Origin of the sequence: Streptomyces desertarenae (genome assembly GCF_042681365.1) — a bacterium.
Taxonomy (GTDB): Bacteria; Actinomycetota; Actinomycetes; order Streptomycetales; family Streptomycetaceae; genus Streptomyces; species Streptomyces desertarenae.
Window position 1 is genome coordinate 185,097 of sequence record NZ_JBHUFU010000007.1, and the last position, 25,434, is coordinate 210,530.

The 25,434-nt window shown below is 70.4% G+C and carries 14 protein-coding genes and 1 pseudogene; 5 read left to right on the top strand and 10 right to left on the bottom strand.

Translation table 11 applies throughout. The annotated features are described in order from the left end of the window. The first annotated feature begins 123 nt into the window (after positions 1 to 123). The 3 genes from ACFSJS_RS13945 to ACFSJS_RS13955 all read left to right on the top strand — a co-directional run bounded on the left by ACFSJS_RS13945 (position 124) and on the right by ACFSJS_RS13955 (position 3,262). Positions 124 to 1,941 carry a GmrSD restriction endonuclease domain-containing protein gene (locus ACFSJS_RS13945; protein WP_380900019.1) on the top strand — a complete coding sequence of 606 codons (1,818 nt, stop codon included), beginning with the start codon at positions 124 to 126 and terminating at the stop codon, positions 1,939 to 1,941. Continuing rightward, positions 1,938 to 2,981, top strand: a complete 1,044-nt coding sequence (locus ACFSJS_RS13950) for a CBS domain-containing protein (protein WP_380900021.1) — start codon at positions 1,938 to 1,940, stop codon at positions 2,979 to 2,981. The genes ACFSJS_RS13945 and ACFSJS_RS13950 overlap by 4 nt, the downstream gene beginning before the upstream one ends. A gap of 68 nt (positions 2,982 to 3,049) precedes the next feature. Further along, complete coding sequence (locus ACFSJS_RS13955; RefSeq protein ID WP_380900023.1) at positions 3,050 to 3,262, top strand: DUF397 domain-containing protein; 213 nt, start codon at positions 3,050 to 3,052, stop codon at positions 3,260 to 3,262. Between the two features lie 57 nt (positions 3,263 to 3,319). Here the strand turns inward: ACFSJS_RS13955 and pglZ are convergent, their stop codons facing one another. The 5 genes from pglZ to ACFSJS_RS13980 all read right to left on the bottom strand — a co-directional run bounded on the left by pglZ (position 3,320) and on the right by ACFSJS_RS13980 (position 13,437). Then, on the bottom strand, positions 3,320 to 6,244 hold the full coding sequence (gene pglZ / locus ACFSJS_RS13960; RefSeq protein ID WP_380900025.1) for a BREX-2 system phosphatase PglZ: 2,925 nt from the start codon (positions 6,242 to 6,244) through the stop codon (positions 3,320 to 3,322). Then, positions 6,241 to 10,131, bottom strand: coding sequence for a BREX-2 system ATPase PglY (gene pglY, locus ACFSJS_RS13965; protein ID WP_380900027.1), 3,891 nt, complete (start codon positions 10,129 to 10,131; stop codon positions 6,241 to 6,243). The genes pglZ and pglY overlap by 4 nt, the downstream gene beginning before the upstream one ends. 364 nt (positions 10,132 to 10,495) lie before the next feature. After that, the gene (locus ACFSJS_RS13970; protein WP_380900029.1) at positions 10,496 to 11,464 is read right to left on the bottom strand and encodes a hypothetical protein; all 969 of its coding nucleotides are present in this window, start codon (positions 11,462 to 11,464) and stop codon (positions 10,496 to 10,498) included. A gap of 503 nt (positions 11,465 to 11,967) precedes the next feature. Continuing rightward, positions 11,968 to 12,369 carry a DUF6281 family protein gene (locus tag ACFSJS_RS13975; protein WP_380900031.1) on the bottom strand — a complete coding sequence of 134 codons (402 nt, stop codon included), beginning with the start codon at positions 12,367 to 12,369 and terminating at the stop codon, positions 11,968 to 11,970. A 9-nt stretch (positions 12,370 to 12,378) separates the two neighbouring features. Then, on the bottom strand, positions 12,379 to 13,437 hold the full coding sequence (locus tag ACFSJS_RS13980) for a zinc metalloprotease (RefSeq protein ID WP_380900033.1): 1,059 nt from the start codon (positions 13,435 to 13,437) through the stop codon (positions 12,379 to 12,381). A 408-nt stretch (positions 13,438 to 13,845) separates the two neighbouring features. Here ACFSJS_RS13980 and ACFSJS_RS13985 point away from each other — a divergent pair. Continuing rightward, positions 13,846 to 14,130 (top strand): annotated as a pseudogene (locus ACFSJS_RS13985) (Scr1 family TA system antitoxin-like transcriptional regulator); the annotation flags it as partial. A 128-nt stretch (positions 14,131 to 14,258) separates the two neighbouring features. Here ACFSJS_RS13985 and ACFSJS_RS13990 read toward each other — a convergent pair. Next, positions 14,259 to 15,134 carry a hypothetical protein gene (locus ACFSJS_RS13990; RefSeq protein ID WP_380900035.1) on the bottom strand — a complete coding sequence of 292 codons (876 nt, stop codon included), beginning with the start codon at positions 15,132 to 15,134 and terminating at the stop codon, positions 14,259 to 14,261. A gap of 346 nt (positions 15,135 to 15,480) precedes the next feature. Here ACFSJS_RS13990 and ACFSJS_RS13995 point away from each other — a divergent pair, with 346 nt between their 5' ends. Beyond that, complete coding sequence (locus ACFSJS_RS13995; RefSeq protein WP_380900037.1) at positions 15,481 to 15,969, top strand: ATP-binding protein; 489 nt, start codon at positions 15,481 to 15,483, stop codon at positions 15,967 to 15,969. Here ACFSJS_RS13995 and pglX read toward each other — a convergent pair. From pglX to ACFSJS_RS14015, 4 genes are all read right to left on the bottom strand, one after another. After that, complete coding sequence (gene pglX / locus ACFSJS_RS14000; protein ID WP_380900039.1) at positions 15,896 to 19,483, bottom strand: BREX-2 system adenine-specific DNA-methyltransferase PglX; 3,588 nt, start codon at positions 19,481 to 19,483, stop codon at positions 15,896 to 15,898. The two genes, ACFSJS_RS13995 and pglX, sit on opposite strands and share 74 nt — an antisense overlap. Then, the gene (pglW, locus tag ACFSJS_RS14005; protein ID WP_380900041.1) at positions 19,480 to 24,156 is read right to left on the bottom strand and encodes a BREX system serine/threonine kinase PglW; all 4,677 of its coding nucleotides are present in this window, start codon (positions 24,154 to 24,156) and stop codon (positions 19,480 to 19,482) included. The genes pglX and pglW overlap by 4 nt, the downstream gene beginning before the upstream one ends. Positions 24,157 to 24,329: 173 nt before the next feature. Beyond that, positions 24,330 to 24,578, bottom strand: coding sequence for a DUF397 domain-containing protein (locus tag ACFSJS_RS14010; RefSeq protein ID WP_380900043.1), 249 nt, complete (start codon positions 24,576 to 24,578; stop codon positions 24,330 to 24,332). Beyond that, the gene (locus tag ACFSJS_RS14015; RefSeq protein WP_380900045.1) at positions 24,575 to 25,399 is read right to left on the bottom strand and encodes a helix-turn-helix domain-containing protein; all 825 of its coding nucleotides are present in this window, start codon (positions 25,397 to 25,399) and stop codon (positions 24,575 to 24,577) included. Before ACFSJS_RS14015 ends, ACFSJS_RS14010 begins: the two co-directional genes overlap by 4 nt. Positions 25,400 to 25,434: the final 35 nt, after the last annotated feature.

Consider the following 25,434-nt stretch of genomic DNA (forward strand, 5'->3'; position numbering starts at 1 on the left):
TTTCACGGCCGTGTGTCGCGTCACGGCCCGCGCAGCCGTGCTTCGGTGAATCGGTTGACGACCGCCGGAGAGCGCTGCTGGAATCACTCTCCGTACAGGCAACAGGATCGAAAGTGGAGTCACATGGCGGCGCTCGACAACGTGAAGCTGAGGGACGTACTGGCGGACGTCGCCTCGGGCTCCTTACAACTGCCCGACTTCCAGCGGAACTGGAAGTGGGACGACGACCGGATCCGAGCGATCATCGCGACGGTCACACTGGACTACCCGCTCGGCGTGGTGATGACGCTGCAGACCGGCGGTGCCACCCGGTTCCGCTCCCGGACCCTCACCGGCGCGCGGCCGGACGGGGACCCGGAGGCCGACCTCCTGCTGCTGGACGGGCAGCAGCGCCTCACCTCCCTCTTCCAGTCCCTGTGGCTGGACGCCCCGGTGGAGACGGCGGACGCCCGGGGCAAGCCCATCCAGCGGTGGTACTACGTCGACATCTCCAAGGCCGTCGGGCCGTCCGCGGACCGCGACGAGGCCATCGTGTCCGTCCCGGCCGACAAGGTGCTGCGGACGGACTTCAACCGCACCGTGGTGCTGGATCTGCGCACCACCGAGGCCGAGTGCGCGGCCGGCCTCTTCCCCCTGCACCTCGTCTTCGACGCGCAGCGCGTGAACGAGTGGAAGAGGGCGTACATCAAGGCCGACGAGGACCGGAACTGGGACCTGTGGGGCCAGTTCGACGAGGCGGTCCTCCAGCAGGTCCGCGCCTTCCAGGTGCCGATGATCCGGCTGGCCGCCTCCACCTCCATGGACGCCGTCTGCGCGGTGTTCGAGCGGGTCAACACGGGCGGTGTGCCCCTGAACGTCTTCGAACTGCTCACCGCGACCTATGCCGGGGACCGCGACTACGTCGAGCAGAACGGGGACTACTACCAACTTCCGGAGGTGTGGCGGGAGATCAAGCAGGGGCTGGCGAACAAGTACCCGGTCTTCGGCCGCCTGGAGAGCGGCCTCGAAAACGGGCTGAGCAGCATCGACTTCCTGCAGGCCATCGCGCTGGTGCGCACCTGGGAGCGGAAGCAGACGGGCACCGGGGCGACGGTGTCCTGCAAGCGCCGTGATCTGCTGGACCTCCCCCTGGCCGATTTCGTCCGGCTGGCGCCCAAGCTGGCCGATGCCTTCGCGTGGGTGGGCGACTTCCTGGAGCGGCAGTGCATCGTCCGCCCGGCCGACCTGCCGTACCGGACACAGCTCATTCCGCTCGCGGCCGTCCGCGCCATCCTCGGCACGGCGATCGACGGCATGGGGGCGCAGGAGAAGGTCGAGCAGTGGTACTGGTGCGGCGTGCTGGGGGAAATGTACGGCGGTTCCACGGAGACGCGCTTCACCAAGGACGTCGAGCAGCTCGTCCCCTGGATCGAACAGGACGAGAGGGCACCCGAGACGGTCACGGAGGCGTTCTTCTTCAACGACCGCCTCGACACCCTCACCACCCGCAACAGCGCCGCCTACAAGGGCATCTATGCCCTGCTGATCAAGCAGGGCGCGGTGGACTGGCACTACACGGACGCCCCGCTCAGTCCCGGCAGGCTGGACGAGTACGGCGTGGACGTGCGGCAGATCTTCCCCAGGACGTGGTTCCGGCGGGGTGACAGCCACGGCCTGCCGACGAGTTCGATCGTGAACAAGACGCCCCTGTCCTACCGTGCCGCGATGGACATGACGGGGGCGCCGTCGTCGTACCTGTCCACGATGATCGCCGCGTCCGACATGCGGCCCGAGTGGTTCGACGACGTCCTGTCGACCCACCTGATCGATCCGGGCGCGTTGCGGGAGAACGACTACGAGCGCTTCTACCGCGACCGCTCCAAGCAGTTGCAGGACCTGGTGCACTCCGCCATGGGCAAGAGGACGATGCTCCGCGACCTGCCGGAGGGCGACGTCCGATGACGACCAGGCCGGACGAGCGGGACGTCGCCTCGCTCAAGGGCAGGACCGTGTCCGTGCGGGAGATCCTCGACCTGTTCCAGGTCAGGGTCCGCGACCACCGCTCCGTGCACCGGATCTCGCAGGCGCTGGCGGACGCCGGACTGACCACACTGCCGGACTTCGCCGTCTGCGGCCTGCGCAGCACCGTCGAGGTCGTGCCGCTGGCGTCCGTTCCCGCGCAGCGCACGTCCGTAGAGGCGGACGACGAAACCGACGATGCACTGCCCTCGCACGCCCTGCCTCAGCGACTGCTGCTCGGCGACATTCCTTCGGCGCGACGCGGCCTGCTGTCCGTGGGCCCCGGCACACCCCTGTCCCAGACGACCTTCCTCATGCGTACGAAGGGCCTCTCCCAGGTACCGGTGACCACCGGCATGGCACAGGTCCACGGGGTCGTCACCTGGGGGTCCGTAGCCAAGATGTACGAGGCGGGAAAGCCGGCCACGCTGGACAACGCGATGGAGAAGGACTCGCTGCCCGTCGCCGACGCCCGCCAGGAGTTCTTCACCGCCCTCCCGGTCATCCGCGAGCACGGCTACCTGCTCGTCCGCGGCGACGACGGCTGCCTGTCCGGCATCGTCACCGCCGCGGACGTCACGGAGCGCTTCGAGGGGGCGGCGCGTCCCTTCTTCATCGTCGGGGAGATCGAGTCGCTGCTGCGCCGCTGCCTGGGCGCCGCACTGGACGGGGAGGCCATCAGGGCGGTCCAGACGAACAGGAAGCCGGAGCAGCGCAGCGGCCAGGTGTCGGACCTGATGTTCGGCGACTACCTGAAGCTCCTGGACGGTGACCAGACGAAACAGTCCCTCGCCGAACGGGCCGACCGCAACTGGGAGGCTCTGAAGTGGCCCAACATGCCCCGGGAGCAGTTCATCGGCCTGCTGAAGCGGGTGAAGGACATCCGCAACCGGATCGCCCACTTCGATGAGAAGCCGCTTCCGCAGGAGATGCTCGACGAGCTGACGACCTTCGCGAAGGTGCTGCGGGCGTTCGCACCGTGAGGGGCCCGGGACAGTGGGGCGGGACTCGTCGGTGCGGGCATGCGACCTCGGCTCAGACCAGAAGCCACATGATCGTCGATCGGAACGCCGACCACGGCGAGATCGAGCTCAGGTGGCGCAAGAGCAGCCACAGCGGGTCAGGTGGTGGCCGCGTGGAGGTCGCCCTCGCGTCCGGCGCCGTCCATGCCCGGGGCTCGAAGGCACAGGCGGAAGCGGTGCCGGCCTTCCACCGGGAGCAGTGGGCCGCGTTCACCGCCTACGCCCGTGAGATCACCGTCTGACGACGGACCAGTCGGGGTGCCCCAGGACCAGGGCCCGGGGCACCCCGAATCGTGTCGTCAGTCCGCTCCGAGGGCGAACTGCTCGCGCAGCAGCGCCTCGTGGAGCCGCAGGGTGCGGCCGTCCGGCAGGGTCTCCAGGACCTGCACGCCGTCGTAGTTGAGCAGTTGCCGCAGGACGGCGGCGAAACCGTCGCCCCGGCTGGTGGGCATGCCCGCGCGCTGGGCGAGCGCGGTGACGGGCAGGGTGCCGCCGGCGTCGAGCAGCGCGGCAAGCGCCTTGTGGACCTGCTCCTGCTGCGGCTTGCGGGCCAGTCCGCCGAGCTGCGCCCGGTACGTCTCCGAGTCGAGCAGCGCCTTCACGAGCGCTTCGGCCCGTGAGACGACCGTCGGCGTGAGCAGGGCGTCGTCTCCCCCGGCGGTCAGCTCCACCTCGAAGAGCGCTTCGTGCGTCCGCGCGAGTTCCGCCTGCTTCTTCTGGGGCTTCCCCGCCGGCTTCCTGGGAGCGGCAGGAGTCGCGTCGGCCACCGGCTGGGCGGTGCGCCCACTCGGCAGCGGTGTCCTTCCGGCCTCCTCCGGTGCCCACCAGGCCGGCCGCTGGTCGCCCAGTTCCCGCCAGCCCCTGGGGGGTTCCGCCCCGAACGGCAGGAAGGCGAGGACCGGGATGGTGAATTCGGCGAGGGAGGCACCGCCGTGGTAGCCGGCCTTGAGGGCGGTGTAGCGGGAGTCGGCGTCCCACAGGGCGACGATGGACGCGCCGGGCTCGGGCCACACCACGCGCGGCCCGGTGAGGGCGATCTCCCGTTCGGCGAGCGGTCCGCCGCCGGGCAGGCGGTGACGGGCGGAGGCGGGTTCGGCGGCAGGGTCGACCCTGGTGCCGTGCCGGTCCACGACGTGGCCGTGGTCGCTGGTGAGGAGGACGGCCATGCCCTGGGCCGCCGCCACCCGCAGCAGGTCGCGCAGTCCGGGTACGTCGTCGACCCGCCAGGCGCCGTCGCCGAGCTTCTGCTCCTTGGCGAGCCGGTCGTCGATGGCGTTGAGGACGACGGCGACGTGGGTCCGGCCGTCGGTGAGGGCCTCCGTGAGCGCCGGGCCGAAGGTGTCGCCCGCGGTCTCGGTGCGCAGGTCGTCCTTGTGGAACACGGCGGCCGGGGCCCCGCCCCACAGCTTCAGCGTGGGGAAGAGCCGCTTCTCGTCGGCTTGGGCGCCCTTCGTCAGGGTGCCCGTGAGGAGCGAGGTGCGGGACACGGACGTCACGGTGGGCAGGGCGGCGGCCATCGCCCGCCGGCGCGGGGCGCCGCCTTCGGGCAGCGGGTCGAACTCCGCCCAGGAGTGGCGCAGTTCCTCGCCGAGCTCGTTCGCGATGGCCGCGCTCATGCCGTCGAGCACGAGCAGCAGCACCCGCCGTTCCTCGCCGCGCCGGACGATCGGCCCGACCACGCGGTCGAGGAAGGTCTCGACGGTGAGCATGGAGCCGGGCTGGGTGCCGGCCTCCGTCCAGGCGGCCAGGGAGCGGGCGAAGGAGGCGTCGATCTGCCGGCGCCGGTCCCTGGCGCGGGTGCCGAGGGTGTCGTAGGCGGCCTTGAGGACGGGGTCCGGGTCGCCGCCGGCCTCGATGTGCTCCAGGGCGAGGTCGGCCCAGCCGGTCTCGGCGATGTGCCGCTGCAGGGCGTCGGCGACGGTGGGCGTGTCGGCGGGCGGGTCGGTGGCGAGCCAGCGGGCGAGGCGCTGCCCCATGCGGGCGCGTTCGATGCGGGCGGACTCCTCCGGATCGGCGGCGAGCCGGTGGTCCTCCAGTCTCCGTACGGCGTCCGCCGCCGCGGCCGGGTCGCCGGCGGCGAGGGCGCGGCCGACGGCGGTGAACCGGGCCTCCAGTCCGCCGCGCAGGACGGGGCTGGCCGCGGCGGCCTGCTCGGCGCCGAACTGGCGGGCCAGCGTGGCGGCCCGGTCGAGCACGGTGCCGGTGGTGCGGCGTGCCTCGCGGGCCCGGTCGGCGTCGGCGCCGCCGGTGCGGTGCCCGGCCGCCAGCAGTGTGGTGACGTACTCCTCGGCGGCCCGGCCGAAGACGGTCACCAGGGCGTCGAGCCGGTCGCCGAGCGCCGGGGGCCGGTCGCCGAAGTAGCGCTCGGCGCGGCCCCGCGCCCGGTACGTCTCCGGGGCGGGCTCGGCGTGCTGCCACAGGGCCGCGCACACCAGGCCGAAGGCGGCGGCGTCCGCGCCGCGCTCGGCGTCGACGAGGGCGAGCAGGGCGCGTCCGGCGAGGCCCGCCTGGTCCTCCTCGCCGAGGAAGGCGGTCAGTCCGGCGCGTTCGGGGCCGCGCAGGCCCAGCAGCCGTTCGGGGGCGCCGGGGCGGGTCGACCAGTGCAGCAGGGCCTGCGCGTCGAGCCGGTCGTCGCCGGGTCGGTGGGTGCCGCCCTCGGTGTCGTGGCGGCCGAGGCGCAGGCGGCGCTGGGCGAGTGCGGTGAGGGCGTACTGCCTCGACAGCCAGCCGCCGGGCACGGACGGCCAGCCGCCGGGCGGAGTGGCGTCGAGCAGGGCCTCGGCGGCCCAGTTGACGTCCTTGAGCCGGGGGTCGATCTGCCGGGCGCCGAACGCCTCACCGACGACCTCCCAGCTGTCGACCGTGTCGATGCGCAGTTTGTGGACGCGGGCGAGGATCGCCGGGTCGAGTTCGTGCTGCTCGCGATCGGTGAGGACGACCAGCACGGCGGGGCCGGGGCGGCGGCCCGCCAGGTGGTCGAGGACGAGTTCGTGGACGGCGAGCGGGGACGGCGCCACCGCGACGCCGGCCGTGCGGCCCTCGCCCCAGACGGGTTCGGCGGGGCCGTCCCACCGGGGTGCGGACCGCAGCAGCACGACCCGGCGCCTGCCCCCGCCGTCCCTTGTCAGGGAGGCGGCGAGGTGCGTCTGGGAGGACAGGTACTGGGTGACGGTCGCGGTGTTCAGCCGGACCGCGCCCGGTGCGGCGGTGGCGGTGTCCGTCATTCGACGACCTGCCAGGTGATCTCGATGGTCGCGTCGGGGTGGCGGGTCGCCAGTTCGGACAGTTCCGCCTGGAGGTCCACGATGGCCCGCGCCGCGGTCGTACTGCGGCGTCCGGACGTCCGCGCCGTGCCACCGCTCGCCGGGGAGGGCGAGGGCTTCTCCTGCGTCTGGGTGTACGAGATCCGCGGGTCGCTGGACGGGGTGCTCAGGGACTGGTCGTCGGCCCTGTCCTGGGACCCGGCGGGCGTGGGCTGCGGGGCGACCGCGGTCTGGCTGCGCTTGACCAGGGCGACGACCTCGCGCTGGGCGCGGGCGAGGGCGTCGCGCAGGTCGGCGGTGCGCTGGTCGTCGCGGGCGATGCCGCGCAGCGAGTCGAGCAGCGCCTCGCCCTCGGGGCCGAGCCCCGCGGCCAGTTCCAGGGTGCTCCAGGGCGCGGAGGCGATGGCCTCCGCGACGGTACGGGCCTTCTTGATGGAGGTGCCGTACCGGTCGGCGCTGGTCTCGCCCAGGTCGAAGGCGGCGAGGGCCTCCACGGTCTTCTTCGCTCCGGCCGCGCCCTTGCCGGCCTCCGCCGTGAGCGTGTCCAGCAGGTGCAGACAGCGGCGGGCGAGGGCGAGCCGGCCGGTGTCGGCGGTCTGGTCGAGGCCGAGGAAGGAGGCGTGGGTCTCCAGTTGGTGCACCAGGTCGGCCGCGTGCTCCCGGTGGGCGCGGGCGGCCTCGATGATCTGGCGGGCGAACTGGTTGACCATCCGGCCGCGCCGCAGCGCGGGCGGCTTCTCCCCGAAGATCACCTCGAAGCGCTGCCGTGCGGTGTCCCAGTCGGACTCGGCGGGCAGCGGCTGGCTGCGCAGCGCGTCGTGGTCCCTGATCGCGGACAGTTCGGGGGCCGGGTCGAGGACGGTGCCGCCGCGCACCCACACCCGGTCGTCCATCTCGGCGAAGGAGGCGACGACGAGCCGGGCGAGGAAGTCGGGCAGGCCGCGCGGGTCGGGCTCGTCCGTCCAGTCGGTGAGCGTGATCAGGGACAGGTCTCCGGTGACGCCCTGGGAGCTGGCCTGCCGGCGGAAGTGGTCGGCCCAGTAGCGGGACAGCTCGAAGTAGGCCTCCTTCTGCTGCCCGAGGCGCAGCGGCCCGGCGATGCGCTGCATGAGCCTGCGGTCGCCGGCCGGAATCTCCACCCGGCCGTCGCGGGCTTCGGCGGCGGCCCGGACGTGGGTGAACACCTTCTTGGCGTCGGCGGGCCTGACGGCGGTGCCGGTGGCGTCGGGGTCGAGGTCGGGGTGGGCCGGGTACTGGTGGGCGAGCAGCGTGCCCGCGATGTGCCGGAGGCCGTCGCGCAGGCTCTGGCCGAAGGACAGGGTGAGGCCGTCGACGTCGGGCAGCGCGACGAGGTGGTCGTCGAAGTCGGGCACGACGTCGGCGGCCTGCTTCTGCGCGAGGCCGTACGCCTGCTTGAAGGCGCCCTTGACCTGCTTGAGCAGCGCCTCGCGCTGGGTCTCCAGCAGGCCCTTGGCGCGGCTGCGGTTGTCGGCGTTGAGGTGGCCGGCGTACTGGGTGTCGAAGCGGTGCTCGTCGGCGAGCGCCTTGTCGATGACGACGAGGCGCCGGAAGTCGGCGAAGCGCTGCGCGGACAGGTGGGCGGGCAGCCAGGCGACGGTGCGGGACCGCTCGCCCTGCTGGCGCTCGCGCAGCCGCTGGATCCGGTTGGCGTCCTCGACCGGGCCCCACTCGCCCTCGTCGAAGGGGAGGTCTATGGCGATGCGCCAGCGGCCCTCCTCCTGCGGCATCAGGTCGTGGTCGGGCAGTTCGTCCTCGTCGGCGACGTTGCCGAAGACGATCTCCGCGGTGCGGGCGGTGCCGCGCCAGGTGAAGTGGAGCTGGTCGCTCAACTGGCCGTGTTCGACGCCCAGCTCCTCCGACAGCAGACGGCGGGCGAGCGCGACGCGGTTGCCGGGGTTGTCGTTGACCTGGGCGTTGGCGATGACGGAGTCCACGTCGACGCCGGACAGCTCCAGCCGCACGCCCGGGTTGGCGTCGGTCCCGGTCTCCTTGATCTCGGGGAACCGGGCGGCCCACTCGGCGACCTTGTTCTTGATGATGCCGACCTCGGCGCCCGGGATGGGGGCGAGGACCGATCCGTGGTTGAGGGCACCGAGCCGCCGGATGGTCAGGTCGGACAGGGCGGGCACGCTGGGCGCGAGCGCGGACAGCAGCAGGGTGCACACGAGCCGGTTGTCGCCGACGAACATGCGGCAGCCGTTGAGCCGCTTGGGGTCGGTGATGGACTCGGGCCGGTTGCGGTACTGCTCGATGTCGTCTTCGGTGACGTCGTACGAGCTGAGCAGATACGGCCTCAGCTTGGTCCGGTAGAGCTTGTCGGCGGCCTCGAAGACGACCTTCAGGCTGTCGGTGAACGGCTTGTCGCCGCCTTGCGCGATCACCGGGTAGAGGTCGCCGACGGGGATGAGCTGGCCGAGGCGTATCTCGTTGCGGTGGTCGGCGAGGAGCTGGCCCATCAGCTTCAGACCGGTGCGGGAGCGCTGGAGGGCGGAGGATATGTGGACGAGGGTGTCCATGAACGCCGGCGAGAACGGGTACGTCAGACGGAACGACTCCGCGTCCGCGCCGGTGGTGCCCTTCTCGGAGCCGAGCAGGGTGTCCCAGACCTGGGTGCCGACCCGCTTGGTCTGCTCGAAGGCCGCGTCGACGAGCCGTTCCGCCTCGGCGTCCTTGGGCTTGAGGAGGCGGGCGTGGGCGATCTGCGGGAGGTTGCGGTCCTCCAGGGTGATCTTGTCGAACCGGCCGGAGGCCAGGTTCAGGGTGTCCTGGATGGACGACTCGGCCGCGCCGGACACCTCCTCGCCGACCAGTTCGCGCAGGTCGCGCTGGCGGGCGATGAAGGACACGACGGGGATGGCGCGGCGGGCGTCGCCGCCCTCCACGAAGTTCGTGATCTTGCTGGCCTCGCGCGCCACGAACTTCTGGTCGTGGATGAGGGTGGCCAGCCACAGGATCAGCTCGTCCATGAACAGGATCAGCCCGTCGTAGCCGAGCGACTTGGCGTGCTCGGCGATCACGGACAGACCGGCGTCCAGGGAGATGAAGCCGTGCTCGTCCTCGGCGGCGTTCCTGGCGAAGCCGGGCAGGAGGTTCGTGCTGGCGTCGTTGACCAGCTTGGCGCGCAGTTCGGCCGGGGTGGAGGGGTTGGTGAGGTTGAGCGGGACGTCCGCCTCGTGGTTCTCCTCGGCGGCGAGCGCGGTATCGAGGAGCTGCGGGGTCCAGGCGAAGCCCTCGCCCCACTCGTCCTCTTCTCCGTCGTCCGCGTCGCTGCCGCCCAGGCCGCGGATGACGGCCTCGTCGCCTGTGCTGGCGCGGAGCGCGCGGATGTCGTCGAAGAGGGAGTCGGTCCGGTACACCTGCGGGGTCGGGGCCTCCGGGTGCAGCTTCTTGACGTGGTGCACGTACCCGCCGAGGACGCGCTGCTCCAGGGCCTTCGCGCCGAGCATGTGGTACGGCACGAGCAGGAACCTCTTGCCGTCCGACTGCAGCCACTCGTGCTTGGTCAGCACCGGGTCGAACTCGGTGCGGGCGCGGGCGGCCTGGTGGCCGCTGAGCAGCGCGTACAGCACGGCCATGAAGTGCGACTTACCGGAACCGAACGAGCCGTGCAGGTACGCCGCCTTGGAGCGGTGCCCGTCCAGGGCGGACTTGATGAGGGCCAGCGCCTCGTCGAAGTTCTCCAGCAGCCGCTCGGTGACGACGTAGTCCTTGAGCGCGTGCTGAGCGCCCTCGGGCGTCGTGGCCTCGGCGAGGGACAGCACGAAGTCCGAGGTGGAGATGGACTCCTTGATGTCGATGACATCGCGGAGGAGGGGCTGCTGGGCCATTGCAGGTTCTCGCTCTCCCTGACGGTGGTCGGTGCTGCTGCTCGTACACGGTGTCGTGCCGGATCCGCCGCCCGGGCCCGAAGCCGGTCCGGGGGTGGGACGGGGCTCGGAGGTAGGGATGGCCGGTGCGGTGGGCCGGCCGTTCTCGCCGGCGGCGAGAACGGATCCGGTCGTGCGGCGACCGGACGGGAACGACGCTCACGGCGTCGGCCGGTTCGGGTCAAACGGGTTCGCGGCGTCTGCAGTCCTCGTCCCCCTCGTACCGAACATCACCCGTACGGCCTGCGCACAGCACCCTACATCGGCACTCCCACCGGCCCCGTGCCTTATCCCCTCGCGCACCGCCCGTACCGGCCGCGAACGGTCACTCCGCGTCGACGTGGGTCCGGCGGGTGGAACGGGTCCGGAGCCAGTACGAGCGGGCAGCGACGATCAGCGCGACTCCGTAGACGGCGAATGCGACCATGCCGATCCAGGCGACCAGCAGTGCGTCGCTCGAGGAGTGGAAGTCGCCTCGCCGCATCGTCACCACGCCGGCCGTCGCCAGGGTCACGTAGCCGACGCCGAACACCCCGTACGGAGCCAGCGTGGCGGCGCCGATCAAGGCCGGGGCCAGAGGGAGCCAGCGGGGGACGCGCCGGCCGCGCAGCCACGGCGTCCAGCGCGGGAAGACCTGGCCCCACGGGCGGACCAGGCCCCACAGCAGGAAGACGCCGAGCGCGGCCAGCAGCACGGTGCCGTCCAGGCCCCAGGACTCCAGGGTGAGCCAGATTCCCGACGCACCGTTGCGCTGGGAGATCGCGAGCATCTCCTCTCCGGTCATCCCGGCGAAGGTGCCGCCGGATGCCCAGAGGAGCTTCATCGCCGCGTAGGGGAGAAAGGCCGCAGTACCGGCGCAGGCGGCGAGCTGGACCGGTCCGGGTGCGGCGGAAGGGGCCTGCGCGACGGGCGCGGCGGGCGGGCGGCGGCCGGACCGGGCAGTGGCCGCGAGCAGCGGAACCCCGGTCGCCGCCAGCGCGTGGTGTGCCGCGGCCACGCCGTTGTCCACCCCCTGGCCGAACACCAGGGTGATGACGTCCATCAGCAGACCGAACGCGGCGATCCCGGCCAGCGCGCAGACCACCCACAGCAGCACCCGCGACGCCGGCCGCAGTCCGTACCGCGTCACCGCACCACAGGCCAAGGCCGCCACTGCTCCCACCCCCGCGACCCCCCAGCCCAGCGTCGAGGGCCCCGGGGCGCTGCCCAGGTAGAGCGGCGGCTTCCCGCTCAGCGCGCATGCCAGGCCGAAACCGGCGTACACCACCGCCCACGCCGTCGTGGCCCGTCCCACCCAGCACGGCCACCGTTGCCACCATGTGTGCCAAGGCGCCCTCGTCGTCCCTGTCGCACCGACCATGCACCGACCCTCGCATCGACCGCAGCAGCGCGACATCAACTGTCGGAACGACCTCCATCCGCCTACAGGGGGAGCACTCCCTACGCCTGAGGTATGCCTTACGCGGTGTGATGACACGGCTGACCACACAGGGGATCGCGCCTCCACCGCCGTCCGACCGCCAGGACTTCTCGATGTCGAGCTCGACCACCCGGTCCTTCCTCCAGCAGCGTTTCCGGCAGGACTCCACCGCGTCCAGCGGTGAGTGCGGGTGAGGAAGATGCACGCCGCACAGCGGAAAGCCCCGGGGCACTCGCCCCGGGGCTTCACATCAACTCATCGGTTAGCGCGCGCCGGGACAGGTTCCGGCGTCGTTGTGGAGGTCGGCTTGGCGCTCTTCATGGGGGAGCCGTGACAGGGAGGCGCGGGCCGGGCGAAGCCCGTTTCCACGCCTCACCTCACGATCCGTCGATCAACTCTTGCACCTCGGGGGGAATCTTCTTGTCGGAGCGGAGGACCCTGAAGGCTTCCGCCTGTTCAGGAGATGAGCCGATCGCTATGGCCAGGTCCGGAGAGATGCCGCTCACCGCATAGGCGTTCTCCGAGGTCTCCGGCACTTCGGCGCCTTCGTCATTGGTGTCACGGCACGGCGGACTCGTGGCGGTACCGAGCTTCCGTCCGGCCTTGAACTCGACATTCGAGAGCCTTATATACGTGCGACCTTCGTAGACGACGTCGCTCGCGCACACACTCTCGCTGTTCGCGCCGGCACCTTCGGACCCCTTTGATCCACACCCGACCGCGGTGAACGCCACGGCTGCCAATCCCACCGCAATCGCACGTGATCCGACCCAGCTCACGGAGTCCTCCTAATAGATGCTGCGAAGCCCCATGACGTCACCCTTACCGAGTGTCCTCTTCTTCACCTCGCAGCGGTCCGCTTTGGTGTACATGGTGAGATTCGAGTGCCCGGAACCCACGTGGCCCAGCCCGAAGACGTGACCGGCCTCGTGCGTGCCGGTGTTGAGTACATCGTGGTACCCGCCGTTGCAGGTACTCGTCGGATTCCTCGTGAAGTCGAAGTCCGCGATGTTGAACCTCACGTCCGCTTCCCGGAGGTCGTTCTTGCCAGCCGGGTTGGGCCATGTCCACGCGCATGTCGAGGCGACGGCCCCGGCGGCCAGGTCACCGGCGTCCCACGTGCTCTTGCCGTCCCGGGCGGTGCACGTCCCCTTGGCGCTCACGTCCGCTTCATACGTGGTCGTACCCGCGTAGTGACTCTTGGCGGGTACCTGGTCGGTCAGGCCACAGTTGTTGGTGCTGGCCGTGATCCGTCCGATCGAGCCTTCGAAATACTCCAGCGCTTGAGAGCGTGTCATGCCTGCGGGGTAGGCCCCGTCCCCCAGGTACCAGTTGTAGATGCCGTACTCTTTCCGGTCCAGTGTCGAGTAGGCGCCGTCCTGGCACTCGCCGGGGGAGCTCGCGGCGTCCACCTCGGCCACTTCGAGGCCGTCGGGTGCGGGCGGCTCGGACACCGGTGAGTCCGATTCCTCTGTCAGGTCACCCGCCGTCAGCCGCGGGCTCACGACGTCGGCACGGTCCTCGCCTGCGGTGGGCGACTCCGTGTTGGCCTCGGACAGGTCATAGGAGACCTTGCCGTCCGAGGTGACGATCAGCGTGAATCCGTGCTCCGTACCGTCTTCGGCCAGCATGTCGATGCTTACCGCGATGTCGGCCTCCGGCATCTCTATTCCGGTGCCGTCATAGGTGACGACGAGCCCCTCCACATCGCAGGTGTGCACGTTCAGACCAGCCGGCAATTCGTATACCGATAACTCATCCGTGGTCGGACATATCGGTATTGCGCTCGTGCCGGCCTGTGCGTTGCCCCCGGCGACAGCGAGCGATGCGGCCAACGCGAACGCCACGCCGGTTCTACCAATGAGTCCTGGACGGCGTCCAGCCACTCTCCCCCCCTGCGATTCGGCCCCATTGCACGGGACGGTAATCGAACAGACATTCTTACATCTGTGATCGGATCCAGAGAGGGTGATTTCCGGCCAGTGATCCGGATTCGCACAGGCATGCCTTCCCGCGTGACGAGCCGTCATTGTGCCTGCGTGACACTCGGTTTCCTGCCCCAAGGGGCGCCTTCACCAGCAATCCGCACAGCCGGTCCTGCCGGCGAAGCCCGGCAAGGCTGAAACAACTCCCCGGTACCACCCAGGGCCTCTCGCACGATCGAGATCCGTCCGGATTCATCCGGTGAGACCGAGGGCGGTCAGGGGTCTTCGGCGGTCGCGGACGCCTCGCGGGTCGGGCACCAGATCCAGGAAGCCGGAGAGGACGACCGCCTCAACGGCATGATCGGTATGGACACGGTCGAGCTGGGTGTCATCCCCTTCACGGCATCCGTCAAGATCGTGCCCGCCAACGGCTTCTGGGTGCTCGACGACCGGCTGGTCGTCGCCGAGGACTGGCACGCCGAGCTGTGGCTGGACGACGCCGACAACATCGCCTTGTACAAGAAGGTCTGGAAGACCCTCAGCGAGTCGGCGGTGTACGGGGCCGGTGCCCACAACCTCATCACCTCGGCCCACCGGTCCCTGAACCCGCGGTGACGGCATTGCGGGCGTGTGTCCGGGACAGAACGCGTCACGAGCAGGCGTGGCGCCGGCGAACCCGGGCCCGTACCTCCGTCGAAGGCGGAAGGCCGCTCCCTCAGGCAGCCAGGAGGGCACTCGCGGCGTCAGGGCCTGGGTTGCTCCAGCTTAACGGCAGTGGTGTCCGCGTCGTGCAGTTCAGCGTCCGCCGGGGCGAACGTCTCGTGTTCTTCCACGACTTCGCCGTCCACGACGTCTCCCTCCGATGCTCGGTGTGACGGGTCCGCCAGGGGCAGGCCAGCGAGGTGCTTCTTGAGCCTCTTGGCCATCGGAAGGTAGGTCGAGAGAGTCAGCCCGCCGGACACGACGGCCCCGATGACGGGGATGGCTTTGGAGACACCCTTGGCGAAGGAATGCGTCGTCATCTTGACGCCGAGGTACTTCGCGACCTTCTTCACCATGGGGTAGACGACCCCATGGGTGAGCGCCTTCTTGGGCAGCTCCTTGGCGACCTGCTCCGCGAGCATCCCCGCGACCTTCCCCACGGCAGCGTTCGCCGACTGGGTGCCGAACATCACGCCGAAGAACAGCGTGAGCATCCCCTTGGTCGCGTCATCGACGTCACCGCCCTCGTCGGAGAACAGCTCGGGCCAGCTGTAGAGGTAGGCGAGCTTCTGGGCGATGCGCAGCATGTGGCCGACGTACTGGGCCGTGTCGGCGGGCACCGTGGCGGGAAGGGCGAGGATGCCGGGTATCCCTGCGGCGGCGGAGAGTGCGCTGACCTTGGCCGTCTCGTAGTGGATGGAGTCGTTGGCCGCTTTCTCCAGAACGTCGACGGCGATACCCGCCGCCGCGGGGGTCTCTTCGATCGCCCGGCGTATCTCGTCCTCGGTGCAGTGGCGCGCCAGCGCCGTCCGGAGGTACGCCTCCCGGTGGATACGCACACCGGGGAGCTTGGCCGCCGCCACCAGCACCGCGAAGAAGCGCGACTCGGGATTCTCGATGTCTTTGCCCGGTTTCATGGCAGGAACCTACAACAGCTCCGCGTTCCCCGGGCCGGTCCGAGTCAACTGCGGTGACGCCCCGTCGGGTGCGGGCCGGTGGCGTGCGGGCCGGGTCCGCCACGCTGCCGGTCGCCACCCGCCAAGGCGATCGCGGTCGTCGGGAGGCGAGCGGCTGTGGCGGACGTTGACTGGCGTGGCAGCCTGCGGCGCGGGCATTCGGCGAGCAACGTGCCAGGGTTGCTGAAGGTGTTGCGGGAGCGGACATGCGCAGGGCCCCTCGACAGGAACACGCCCGCCGGAGGGGCTCCGCGATCGGCGCCATTTCTGTCAGCGTGCCGCGAACCCTGCGAAGGCGGCCCAAGCCGTGGGCTCTACGGCCAGGCACCGCCTGAACGACTGGGGCCACGATTACACGACCCCGGTCAACGAGACGCTCACCCTCATCACGGTGGAACTCACCGCCAACGCCGTACGCCACGGCCACGTCCCCGGCCGGGACTTCCACGTCCAGCTCACCCTGGCCGGGAGCACCTTCCGTATCGAGGTGACCGACACCCGCGCCGAGAAACAGCCTCCGGCCAACCCCCCGGCCACCGACTCGCTTTCCGAGTCCGGCCGGGGCATGCTTCTGGTCGCCACCCTCGCGGACGACTGGGGCGTCAGCCCCCGCCGGGCCGCCCCGGGCGAGACCGTGTGGGCGGAGTTGCGCGTGCAGCACCAGGGCCACTCGCTGACGCACCGGGTGGCCCCTGAACCGACGGATGTCGATCTACTCCTGGCTACTGTTTCACTGCTGCGCGACGTCCCCGGGTCGCGGCCGGGGGCCGCCAGACGCGGAGGTCGTCGTCGGTGAGTCCGTGCTCGCCCTGCATCTGCTGGCGGTAACCGGCGAAGAAGTCCGCCGGGGAGCCGCTGTAGAGCATGTCGAACTCGTTGTGCCACTGGTACAGCCACGGCTGGAGTTCCAGCAGGCCGGCGAGGAACGGGGTGATCTCCTCGGTGGACAGCGCGGTGTTGGTGAAGTACGTCGCCAGCGCCTGCGCCTGCTCCTTGTGGTCCCAGCCGGCCCAGCCGTAGAGGTCCGGGGTGGCGGCGTTGGTCTGCCCGTAGGAGATGAACCGCTCCTTGGGCACGTCCAGCTTGCCGCGCGCCCTCCAGTAGGAGGGGCGGAGGAAGTCGGCCGAGGTGTACTTCGGCGGCACGGGTATGGAGTCCCGGATCTTCCGCTTGACCAGCTCGTCGGGCTCGGCGTCCTCCTTGCGCTGGAGGTCCCACACGTGCTCCCAGTCGGCGCGCTTCTTCAGACCGGAGGGCTTGTAGCGCAGGGCGGCGAGGAACGGCACGTGCTCGTTGGTGATCAACTCGGCGACGACCTTGGGCAGGTCCTTGCGGGGCGCGTAAAGCTTGGCGACGGAGACGAAGTCCTCGTCACGGGAGAGGGCGTCGGTGAGGCGGGCCAAGGTGAGGATGGTGGGCTGGTCGTTCTCGTCGAACCAGAGGTCGCGCTTCTCCATGCGGTCGAGCAGCCAGGAGCGCAGGGCCTTCTCCTGAAGGGCGTCCCAGCCCTCGGTGGCCCAGCGTCGCTTGTACTCGGGCCGCTCGACCATGTTGATGGCACGGTTCGACTCGATGGCGTCGATGCGCTTCTGAACGATCTCCCGGTAGGGGGCGGGCCAGTGAGCGGGGATCTCGGTGACAGGGGTGAACCGGTGATTGTAGTGCTCGAACCAGGTTGTGGTGACCTCGCCGCGTTCAATTTTGCGTGCCAGCACGATCGCGAAGGCACGCTCAGCGGGAGCGATCTCCGGGATCTCCTCGACGGGTGCTGTGATCTCCTCGTCCAAGAGTCCGTAGAGGGCATAGACCTGCCAGTCCAGCTCCTCCTGCAACGCGATCATCCGTGCTCGGGTGGATTCCCACTTCTCGCGCCCAGCGCGCAAGGCAGCCACAGTGGGTACAGCAACGGACACGATGGCGGAAGGAGCAGTAGAGGCAAGTTTTTGGGCAAGGCCATCCAGTGAGGCGCCGAGCTCTGCAGGGAATTCGGCCGGGATCGGGAATTCTTCGAGCTTGGTTCCGGTGAACTCGAAACGGTGCTCCCACGGTTCGTCGGCGCCCGCCACATCCGCGCCGGGGCGCCCCTTGTCATGACTGACCTGCCGAAGCCAGAAACCAGCGGTGGAACTGTTGAGCAGCCCGAGCAACCGCAGGTGCTCCTCCTCGCTCGCCCCCTCCCGCAGCTTGATCACCGGCGCGGACTGTTTGAACACCTTCCCACCCCGGTCCAGCACAAAATGGTTATGCGTGGCTACAAACGCAAACGCGATAGATAGTTCCGTCTCATAAGCAGAGGATGTGAACTGCATGTAGTCCCACCAGCGCAGACCAGCGTCTGCCATATCCCCCTGAAAGGTGCGCCGCACTTCAAGCACGCGCCGCAATGGCCACAGGTCACCCTTTAGATCACCCGGCTGAAGTTCCTTCGCGTAAGGGAACCAAATCGCTTCTTCAGGTGTCGCGCTCCAGTCACGGATGATTTCGCCAATCATTAGGGGCCTAAGCCCCTTTCGGTCACCCATGGTCCGGTAGGTGTCACGGAGTGGACGAATGTAAGCTTCATCAGCACCAGCACGGATGGCACGCCCAATGGGCGGATCAATCACAACCTTCATAAGTTGTCGGCTGGCAGACTGGAGTTGCTCGACCATTTCGAGACCACCATCTGCGAGAATCCATGGCTGCTTACCGAAGTACCGACCCCGCTCTAGGTCATCCACAGAGACCCACTGGCTCACTGAGCCAGGCTTGTCAATCTGGTCCACGATGGCGCTCCACACCAAGCCATTCTCGCCATTCTCCGGGGCAGTAGGCTCTCCTTGAACGCTTCGCACCGTTCGAATGGTCGCCGAACGCTTGCTACCTTCCCGCCTCTTGCCTACCAGGATGACGGTCGGGGTTCCATGTCCGGGAATGTAGGCACCCGAAGTATCGATGACTTCCGTCAACTCAACTCGGTCACGGAAGTACCCCTCGATGAGCTTTGTGCCGAACTCACGCTTCATGAACGAGCTAGCTGTAATCTGCCCGACGATGCCGTACCCTCGCCCCTCGGAATTACCGCATCTGGCGAGCTCGAAAAATCGCTGAGCAAATGGCACCGAGAGTGCGTATGTTCCGCCACAGGCGTCGTACAGCTCTCGGTACAGGTCGTTCAGCTTCTTGTCTTTGACCGTGATGTACGGCGGGTTTCCCACCACCACGTGATAGCGCCCTTGTTGTAGAATTCCTGGACGCTCGTGCACGTCTTCCGTTGTGTACGTAAACTCCGCCAGCTCGTCCTCGCCGTCAACACCATCGAAGAGACCCAGTTGCCGCGCCTTGATCAGCGAGTCGCCCACCGCCAGGTGAACCGGCCACTCGTACCGCGCCGCCTCCTCCAGCGTTCGCACCCCGCTCGCCGCCATAGCTGCAACCAGCAGTCGGAACCGGGCAATGGCCACCGCGAACGGGTTGATGTCCACGCCGTGCACCGAGTTCAGCGCTTTCCGCACCCGCTCATGCGCATCGCGCCCCGGCTGCCCTTCGGCCCACAGCCGCACCAGCCGCCGGAACGCCCCCAGCACGAAGTGCCCCGACCCGCACGTGGGGTCGATCATCTTCAGTTCCTCGTACCCGAACTCCCGCACCGCCGGGTTCATCGTCCGGTCGAGGATGAACTCCTCCACGAACTCCGGTGTCTGGAGCAGCGCGTACGTCTTCCGGGCGGACTCGCTCAGGTCCTGGTACAGGTCGCCCAGGAACCGCGTGTCCCAGCCCTCGGTGCCGTCCTCGTTCAACGGATCGGTGAAGTCGTGGACGAGGACGCCAGCCTCATCCCGCTGCCGCCAGAACTCGACCAGCTCGCGTGCACCGTCGTGGGAGAGCGGGATCTGGTACAGCGGGTTGTGCCGCTTGTCGAAGAGGAGCCGGCCCGCCTGACCCTGGCCCAGCTCATCGAACGCCTTCTCCAGCCAGCCGCGGTACGTCGGATCCTCGTCCGTCTCCACGTACGCGTCGTACCGGGCCTCCGCCAGCTCCCGCCGGTCGCCGTCCGGCCCGGTCAGGTACGGCTCGGGGATCAGCCGGTTGTCCTCGCAGAACCGCACGAAGACCGTCCCCAGCACCCACGCCACCGCGACCTGCGTGACCCGCTCGTCCAGCCACGAGTTCCACGTCGCCGCCGTACGCCCGAGCTTGCGGGCCCGGTCGTACTCGGTCCGCAACCGGACGCCGACCTCACCAAGCGCCTTCACCTGCTTGCCCAGGTCGGCCTCGACCGCCTTGACCTGCTGCTTCAGGTCGTTTAACAGAGCCTTGCGGTCGATCACTTCGCGTCTCCCTCGACACCACTTGCCACGTTCTCGCCGGACCCGCGGTGGCGGTTGCCCACCCACGTGTCCGGAAGCTGGATCCACTCCCCCAGGCCGGCCTGGTACGGCACGGCCACCTGCCCGAGCCTCGGCTCGCGCGAGGGGTCGCTCTGCGGGACCAGGAGCCACAGCCCCCGCCCGCCTTGCCGGGCCGCCGACGCCAGCCGGTCCAGGACGCCCATCGCGTCGTACCGGGCGAACGCCCCGGCCTCCGTCAGCAGGACGGGACCGCTGCCGCCGTTGCCCAGCAGCTCGGCGATCCGGGGCTCGACCGAGCCCCACGCCGTGCGCGCGTACTCCGCGAACCGCACCGCGCCCTTCGAGCCCGGCTCGGCGGCGTCCGCCTTGAGCAGGGTCTCCCAGGTGGGCTTGGTGCCGGGCGTGACCTGTGCGCGCAGGGCGTCGAGGAACAGTTCGGTCACCGAGACCACCTCCGCTCCCAGGCGCTCGCTCCGCAGCCCGTTCACGGCCTCCCGCACCGACCGCTGCCCCACCGTCAGCACCCGGAACCCGTCCCGGCGGGCCGAGGCGAGGAGCCGTTCCTCCGCGCGCACCGCGCCCGCGAGCTGCGGGTCGTCGGCGTACCGGGTCACCGCGCCCGTGCGCGTCGACTGCCGCCACACGCCCGTCGTGAGGTAGCTGGAAGCGTCGTCCACCCGCGCCGGCAGGTAGCGCAGCGTGCCCGTGTCCTCGCGCGTGCCGAGCGACAGCTCGAAGCCCGCGTCGCGCAGCGCCTTGGTGAGCGGGCCGCCGGTGGGCAGCTCGTGGGTGGTGCCGCCGCGCCCGTCCGGGACGACCAGTTCGGGGAAGCGGACGCGGACCCGTTCGTGGATGTCCTCGGCGGTCAGGCCGGGCTGCCGGCCCTCGGGCACGCCCGGGATCCAGCGGACGAGGCCGGCCTGGGTGAGACGCAGCGCGCGGACGAGCGGCAGGTCGCGCGGGTAGATCTCCAGGCGCGGGGTGGCGGCGGCGTTCGCGGACGCAGCGGCTGCCAGCTCCACCATGCGCCGCTCGTCCCAGTCGATCGTGCCGGGCGGCACGGTCAGCGCGCCCAGCTCGGCCAGCACGGTGGCCGCCGTCGGCAGGGTGTCCAACCGGGCGAGCCGGTCGGCCGTCCTGCCGAGGCGGGTCGCGTACTCCAGCAGGCCGGGGGCGGTCGGGGTGTCCGGGCCGTCGGTCTCGCGCACGTCGAGGGCGAGCAGGCCGGCGCCCAGCGACTCGTCGGTCGCCTTGCGGTTCGGCTGGTGCTGGAACTCCGCCTCCTGCGGCACCAGTTGCTCGGCCTCGACGACGGCCCGCACCGCCGCCAGGGCCATCGCGCGCCGCTGCTCGCGTCCGGCGAGGTGGGTGCCGCGCCGGACGGCGAGGGCGTCGGCGATCTCCACGGCGGAGGCGACGCGCCCCATGCTCACCAGCAGGCCGATGATCTCCTCGCGCAGCGCCTGGACGGCGGGCTCCGCCTTCCAGCGCCTGCGCTCCTCCTTGAGCATCTGCGGGATGCGGCCGTGGCTGAGGCCGAGCGCTTCGGCGACGTCCTTCTGCTTCGGCCAGACCCCGATGTCGGGCAGAACGCCGTGCTCGTCGGGCAGGCGCAGCAGCAGCCGCACCATCTCCGCCTTGTTGCGGTTGGAGCCGTTGTTGTTGACGGCGGGCACGAAGACGGTGGCGAGGGTGTCGAGGCTGACCGAGCGCAGGGTGCGGGCGGACAGCGCGCCCGCCGGCCCGCCCGTCGTGAGCTGCCCGACGAGGGCCGACTCGGCGGCCGTGAGCTGCTCCAGCTCCTCCTTGGCCTCCGCCCGCCCCTGCGGGGTGAGCGGTGAGACGGGGGCCTCGCGCAGCCGCTCGCCCCACTCGCGCTGCCGCCGCTGGACCTCGTTGCGGGTCTTGGCGCCGAGGCCGGGGGCGTTGACGAGCTTGCGGCGGCTGTAGTCGAGCAGTTCGCCGACCGTGGTGATGCCCAGGCCGTAGAGGAAGGACTGGGCGGCCGGGGTGAGGCCGGAGACGGTCAGCGGGGTGCCGAGGGCGGCCTCGGCGGCGAGGCGGTCGCGCTGCTGCTCGGCGGTCTCCGGCTCGGCGTCCGCGATCCCCGCGGCAGTGCCCTCGGCGGGCGCCCCCTGCCCGGTGTCCGCGACGGCCGGGTGGCGGGTGCGGTGGCTGGAGGGGACGGTCTGCGAGGCGTCGAGGAAGACCTTGCGCCAGGCGTCCCGCATCGGCTTCAGCTCGGGGTACCGCTTGGCCGCGTCGCGGTGCAGGGCCTTCTGGAAGAAGGCGACGAGCCCGTCCCGCACGGCCGGGTCGAAGGCCTCGGCCGCTATGGTCGGGTACGGCCACTCCTTCGCATCGGTCATGCGGGGCGGGACGCTGCCGTCGCCCCACTTGGGCAGCTCGCCGGAGGCCATCTGGTGCAGGGTGACGGCGACGGCGTACCGCTCGGCGTGCGAGTCGTAGGAGCCGCGCGTGATGACGTCGACGAAGGGGTCGAGGTAGCCCTCGGTGCCCGCGTCGGTGTTCTTCGCCGGGTAGCCGGCGAGCGAGAAGTCGATGAGGACGAGTTCGCGGGTGCGGTTGGGGCGGATGCGGACGGCGATGTTGTCCGGCTTGATGTCGCGGTGCCAGATGCCCTCGCCCTCCAGGAAGTCGACGGCGCCGAAGAGGTAGTCGCCGTAGGCCTCCAGCTGGTCGACCGGGAGGCGGCCGTGCTCGCGGAGCTGGCGGGCGACGGTCTCCTCGCGGCGGCGCGGGCGGCCCGCGCCCTCGGTGCCCTGGCCTGCGTCGTCGCGCTCGTCGCCGACGTACTCCAGTGCCAGGACGGTGCGGCCGCCGATGTGCAGCGGCTCGGGCTCGACCAGGCGGATGATGCCGGAGTGGGGGCGCAGGCGGCGCATGGCCTCGGCCTCACGGACGAGGATCTCGCCGCGGCTGTCGGAGAGGGCCACCTTCAGCACGGCCAGCGGGCGGGTCCTGCGGGCCTCGGCCTGAAGGTCGCGGACGAGGAAGGCGCGGCTGGTGGAACCGGTGCCCAGGCGGCGGCGGACCTCCCAGCGGCCGGCGAGCACGTCGCCGGCGACGGCCTCCAGCGGGTCCTTGTCGGCGGCGGCTGCATCCTCCTCGCCCGGCCCGTCGGGGCCGGTGGCCGTGGCAGGGGCGGTCAGGGAGTCCTCGACGACCTCCAGCAGCTCCAGGAACTCGTCGACGCTGGAGAGGCGCTGGCCGGGCCGGTAGGCGGTGGCGGCCTGCACCAGCTCGTCCACGTCCTCGGAGAGGCCGTCCACCAGGGAGCTGGGGCGCAGGCCCTCCCCCGCCTCCAGACGGGCCAGCAGCTCGGCCTGGCCGGCGGCCGGCGCCTTGCCGGTCACCAGCAGGTAGGTGAGGACGCCGAGCCCGTACACGTCGAGGTAGACCGGGTCGGGGTTGAGGGCGGTGAGCTCGGGCGCGAGGTAGGGGTCGGCGTCGTCGGCCAGGTGCATCGCGGACAGCGCGGTGGGCGCGAACCGTGTCACGCCCTGGCCCTGCGAGGAGTCGCCGCTGCGCTGGGTGGCGATCTGCCAGTCGGAGATCTGCAGTTGCGGGGCGAGCCAGGCGGCCTCCTCCCCGACGGCCCGGCCCTTGCCGCCGGGCGGCCGGGGGACGACGAGCACGGAGCGGGCGGCGAGCGCCCGGTGGTGGATGCGGCTGGCGTGCGCGGAGCGGACGGTCTCCGCGAGCTGGCGCACCAGTGCCATCCGGCCGAGGATGTCCAGCTTCTCGCCGTACTGGACCAGGTACTCGTCCAGCTTCAGCGTGCGCGGGTGGTAGTCGAAGATCAGCGCGGGGCCGGCGGCGTGGCCGGAGGGGAAGTACTGCTTGAGCTGGACGGCGCCCGGGTGCCGGAAGCGGCCCAGCACGGCGGCCTCGCGCCGGGCGGCGTTCTCGACGGAGCGGCGCAGGGAGGCGTCGGAACCGCGTTCGCTGAGGTAGATGCGGACGCGGACGGCCTCGGGCAGGTCGCTGTGGCGGGCGAGGTAGTCCGCCCAGGTGGGGCCGGAGTCGAAGGACTTCCGCTCCAGCTCGTAGGGGCCGACCTTGTACTGGGCGTCGCTGGGCCGCACGCCGACCCTGTCCAGGGCGGCCTTGATCTCGCGGGAACCGGTCGCGGTGATGCGGCGGCGCTCGTCGCGCGGGGGCTGCCTGAGCATCTCGACCAGCTCGTCGACGGTGTACACACCGTTCTGGTCGTGGGCGGGCAGCCGTACGCGCAGGCCGTCGTCCGTGAAGCAGACGGCCTCGGCGACCCACACCCGCCTGCCGCTGGTCTGCGCGAGCAGGCCGGCCAGCTCCTTGGCCTTGCGGTTGACCAGGTGCAGCGGGTTGCCGTGGGTGCGGCGCCGGCCGCCGGGCGTGGTCTGCACCCAGGTGCCGTTCTCGGAGGTGACCGAGCCGTGCCAGTCCTTCAGCTCGACCATGCACACGCCGCCGGGCGCGACGACCAGCAGGTCGACCTCGCGGACGTGACCGGTGTTCGCGGTGAAGGTGAAGTTGGACCAGGCCCGCCAGGGGTCGGCGTCCGGTAACCGTTCCCGGATCGCCTCCAAGCCGCGTCGTTCGTGATCGAACTCGGACTCGGTGACCGTGACCCACCGGCCTTCCCGCATGTGCCGTCCCCGCCTGTCGATCCGCTCGCTCGGCCTGCCGGCGGTCACTCACCGTGGGCAGGCCAACGCGCCCCCGAATCATGCTAGTTGATGATCTGACAAAGAGTGAACAAGCGCGGACGGGATCCGCGGGGAGGGCCGGCTCTCTCCGCGAACCCCTGCGTCGGCGGACTTCAGCGGGCGGTGTGGGTGAGGAAGTTCGTCCAGGCGGCCGGGGAGACGGGGAGGATAGGGCCGTCCTGCTCCTTGGAGTCGCGGACGTACACGGTCTCCGGCCGGTACGCGACCTCCACGCAGTCGTCCCCCTGGGAGCCGCTGTGGGTGGACTTCCGCCAGGACAGCGCGACCTCCACGCAACTGTCCCCCTCGGAGCCGCTGTGGCTGCTCTTGAACCAGTTCAGCTCGTCGCCGGTGCCGTTCATGGCGCTCCTCGCATCCGCTCCAGCAGGTCGGCCGAGTCCGCCGGGGACAGGGCCTGGGAACGCATCTTGGCATAGCGCATCTGCATGGTGCTGACCTCTTTCGGCCCGGTGACCAGTTGGCCGGTCTTCTGACCCTCCGAGTAGCCGAGCCACTTGTGGTCCTGCGTCTCCAGGAGCTGCATCGGTCCGTCGGAGCCGGCGTGGTGGGGCTGGCACAGCGGCATGACCTGGAGTTCCACGTTCCACAACTCCGTGCACTCCAGCAGGTGGTCGAGCTGCTCGCGCGTGACCGCGTCGCCGCCCGTGCGGCGCAGCAGCACCGCCTCCTCGACGATGAAGCTGAACGCGATCGGCGGCTCGCGCCGCAGCAGCTCCTGCCGCTCCAGCCGCGCCGCGATCCGCTCCGCCAGCTCCTCCTCGGTGGGCGGGGGCGGGACGTTGAGCATCACCGCCCGCGCGTACGCCTCCGTCTGGAGCAGACCGGGCACCACCCGGCACTCGTACGTGCACAGGCTCACCGCCGTCGCCTCCAGTTGCGCCCACAGCCGGAACCACGACGCCAGCCCCGGTTGCCGCGCGATGTGCCGCGCCGCCGCCCGCAGCACGCCAAAGGCGTCCAGGGCCTCCTCCGCGCGCTCCACGAGGTCGTCCGGCGGCAGCCGCCGGCCCTGTTCGACCGAGGCGACGAAGTGCGGTGAGTAGCAGACCAGCGGCGCGAGTTGCTCCTGGGTGAGCGATGCCCGCTCGCGGAAGGCCTTCAGAACGGCCCCGAAGACCTTGAGGCTGTCGGACGTCCCCGGTTCGGTACTGCTGCTCGCCATGGGCGACCCCCTCATCGCGCCTGCCTGACTCGTCG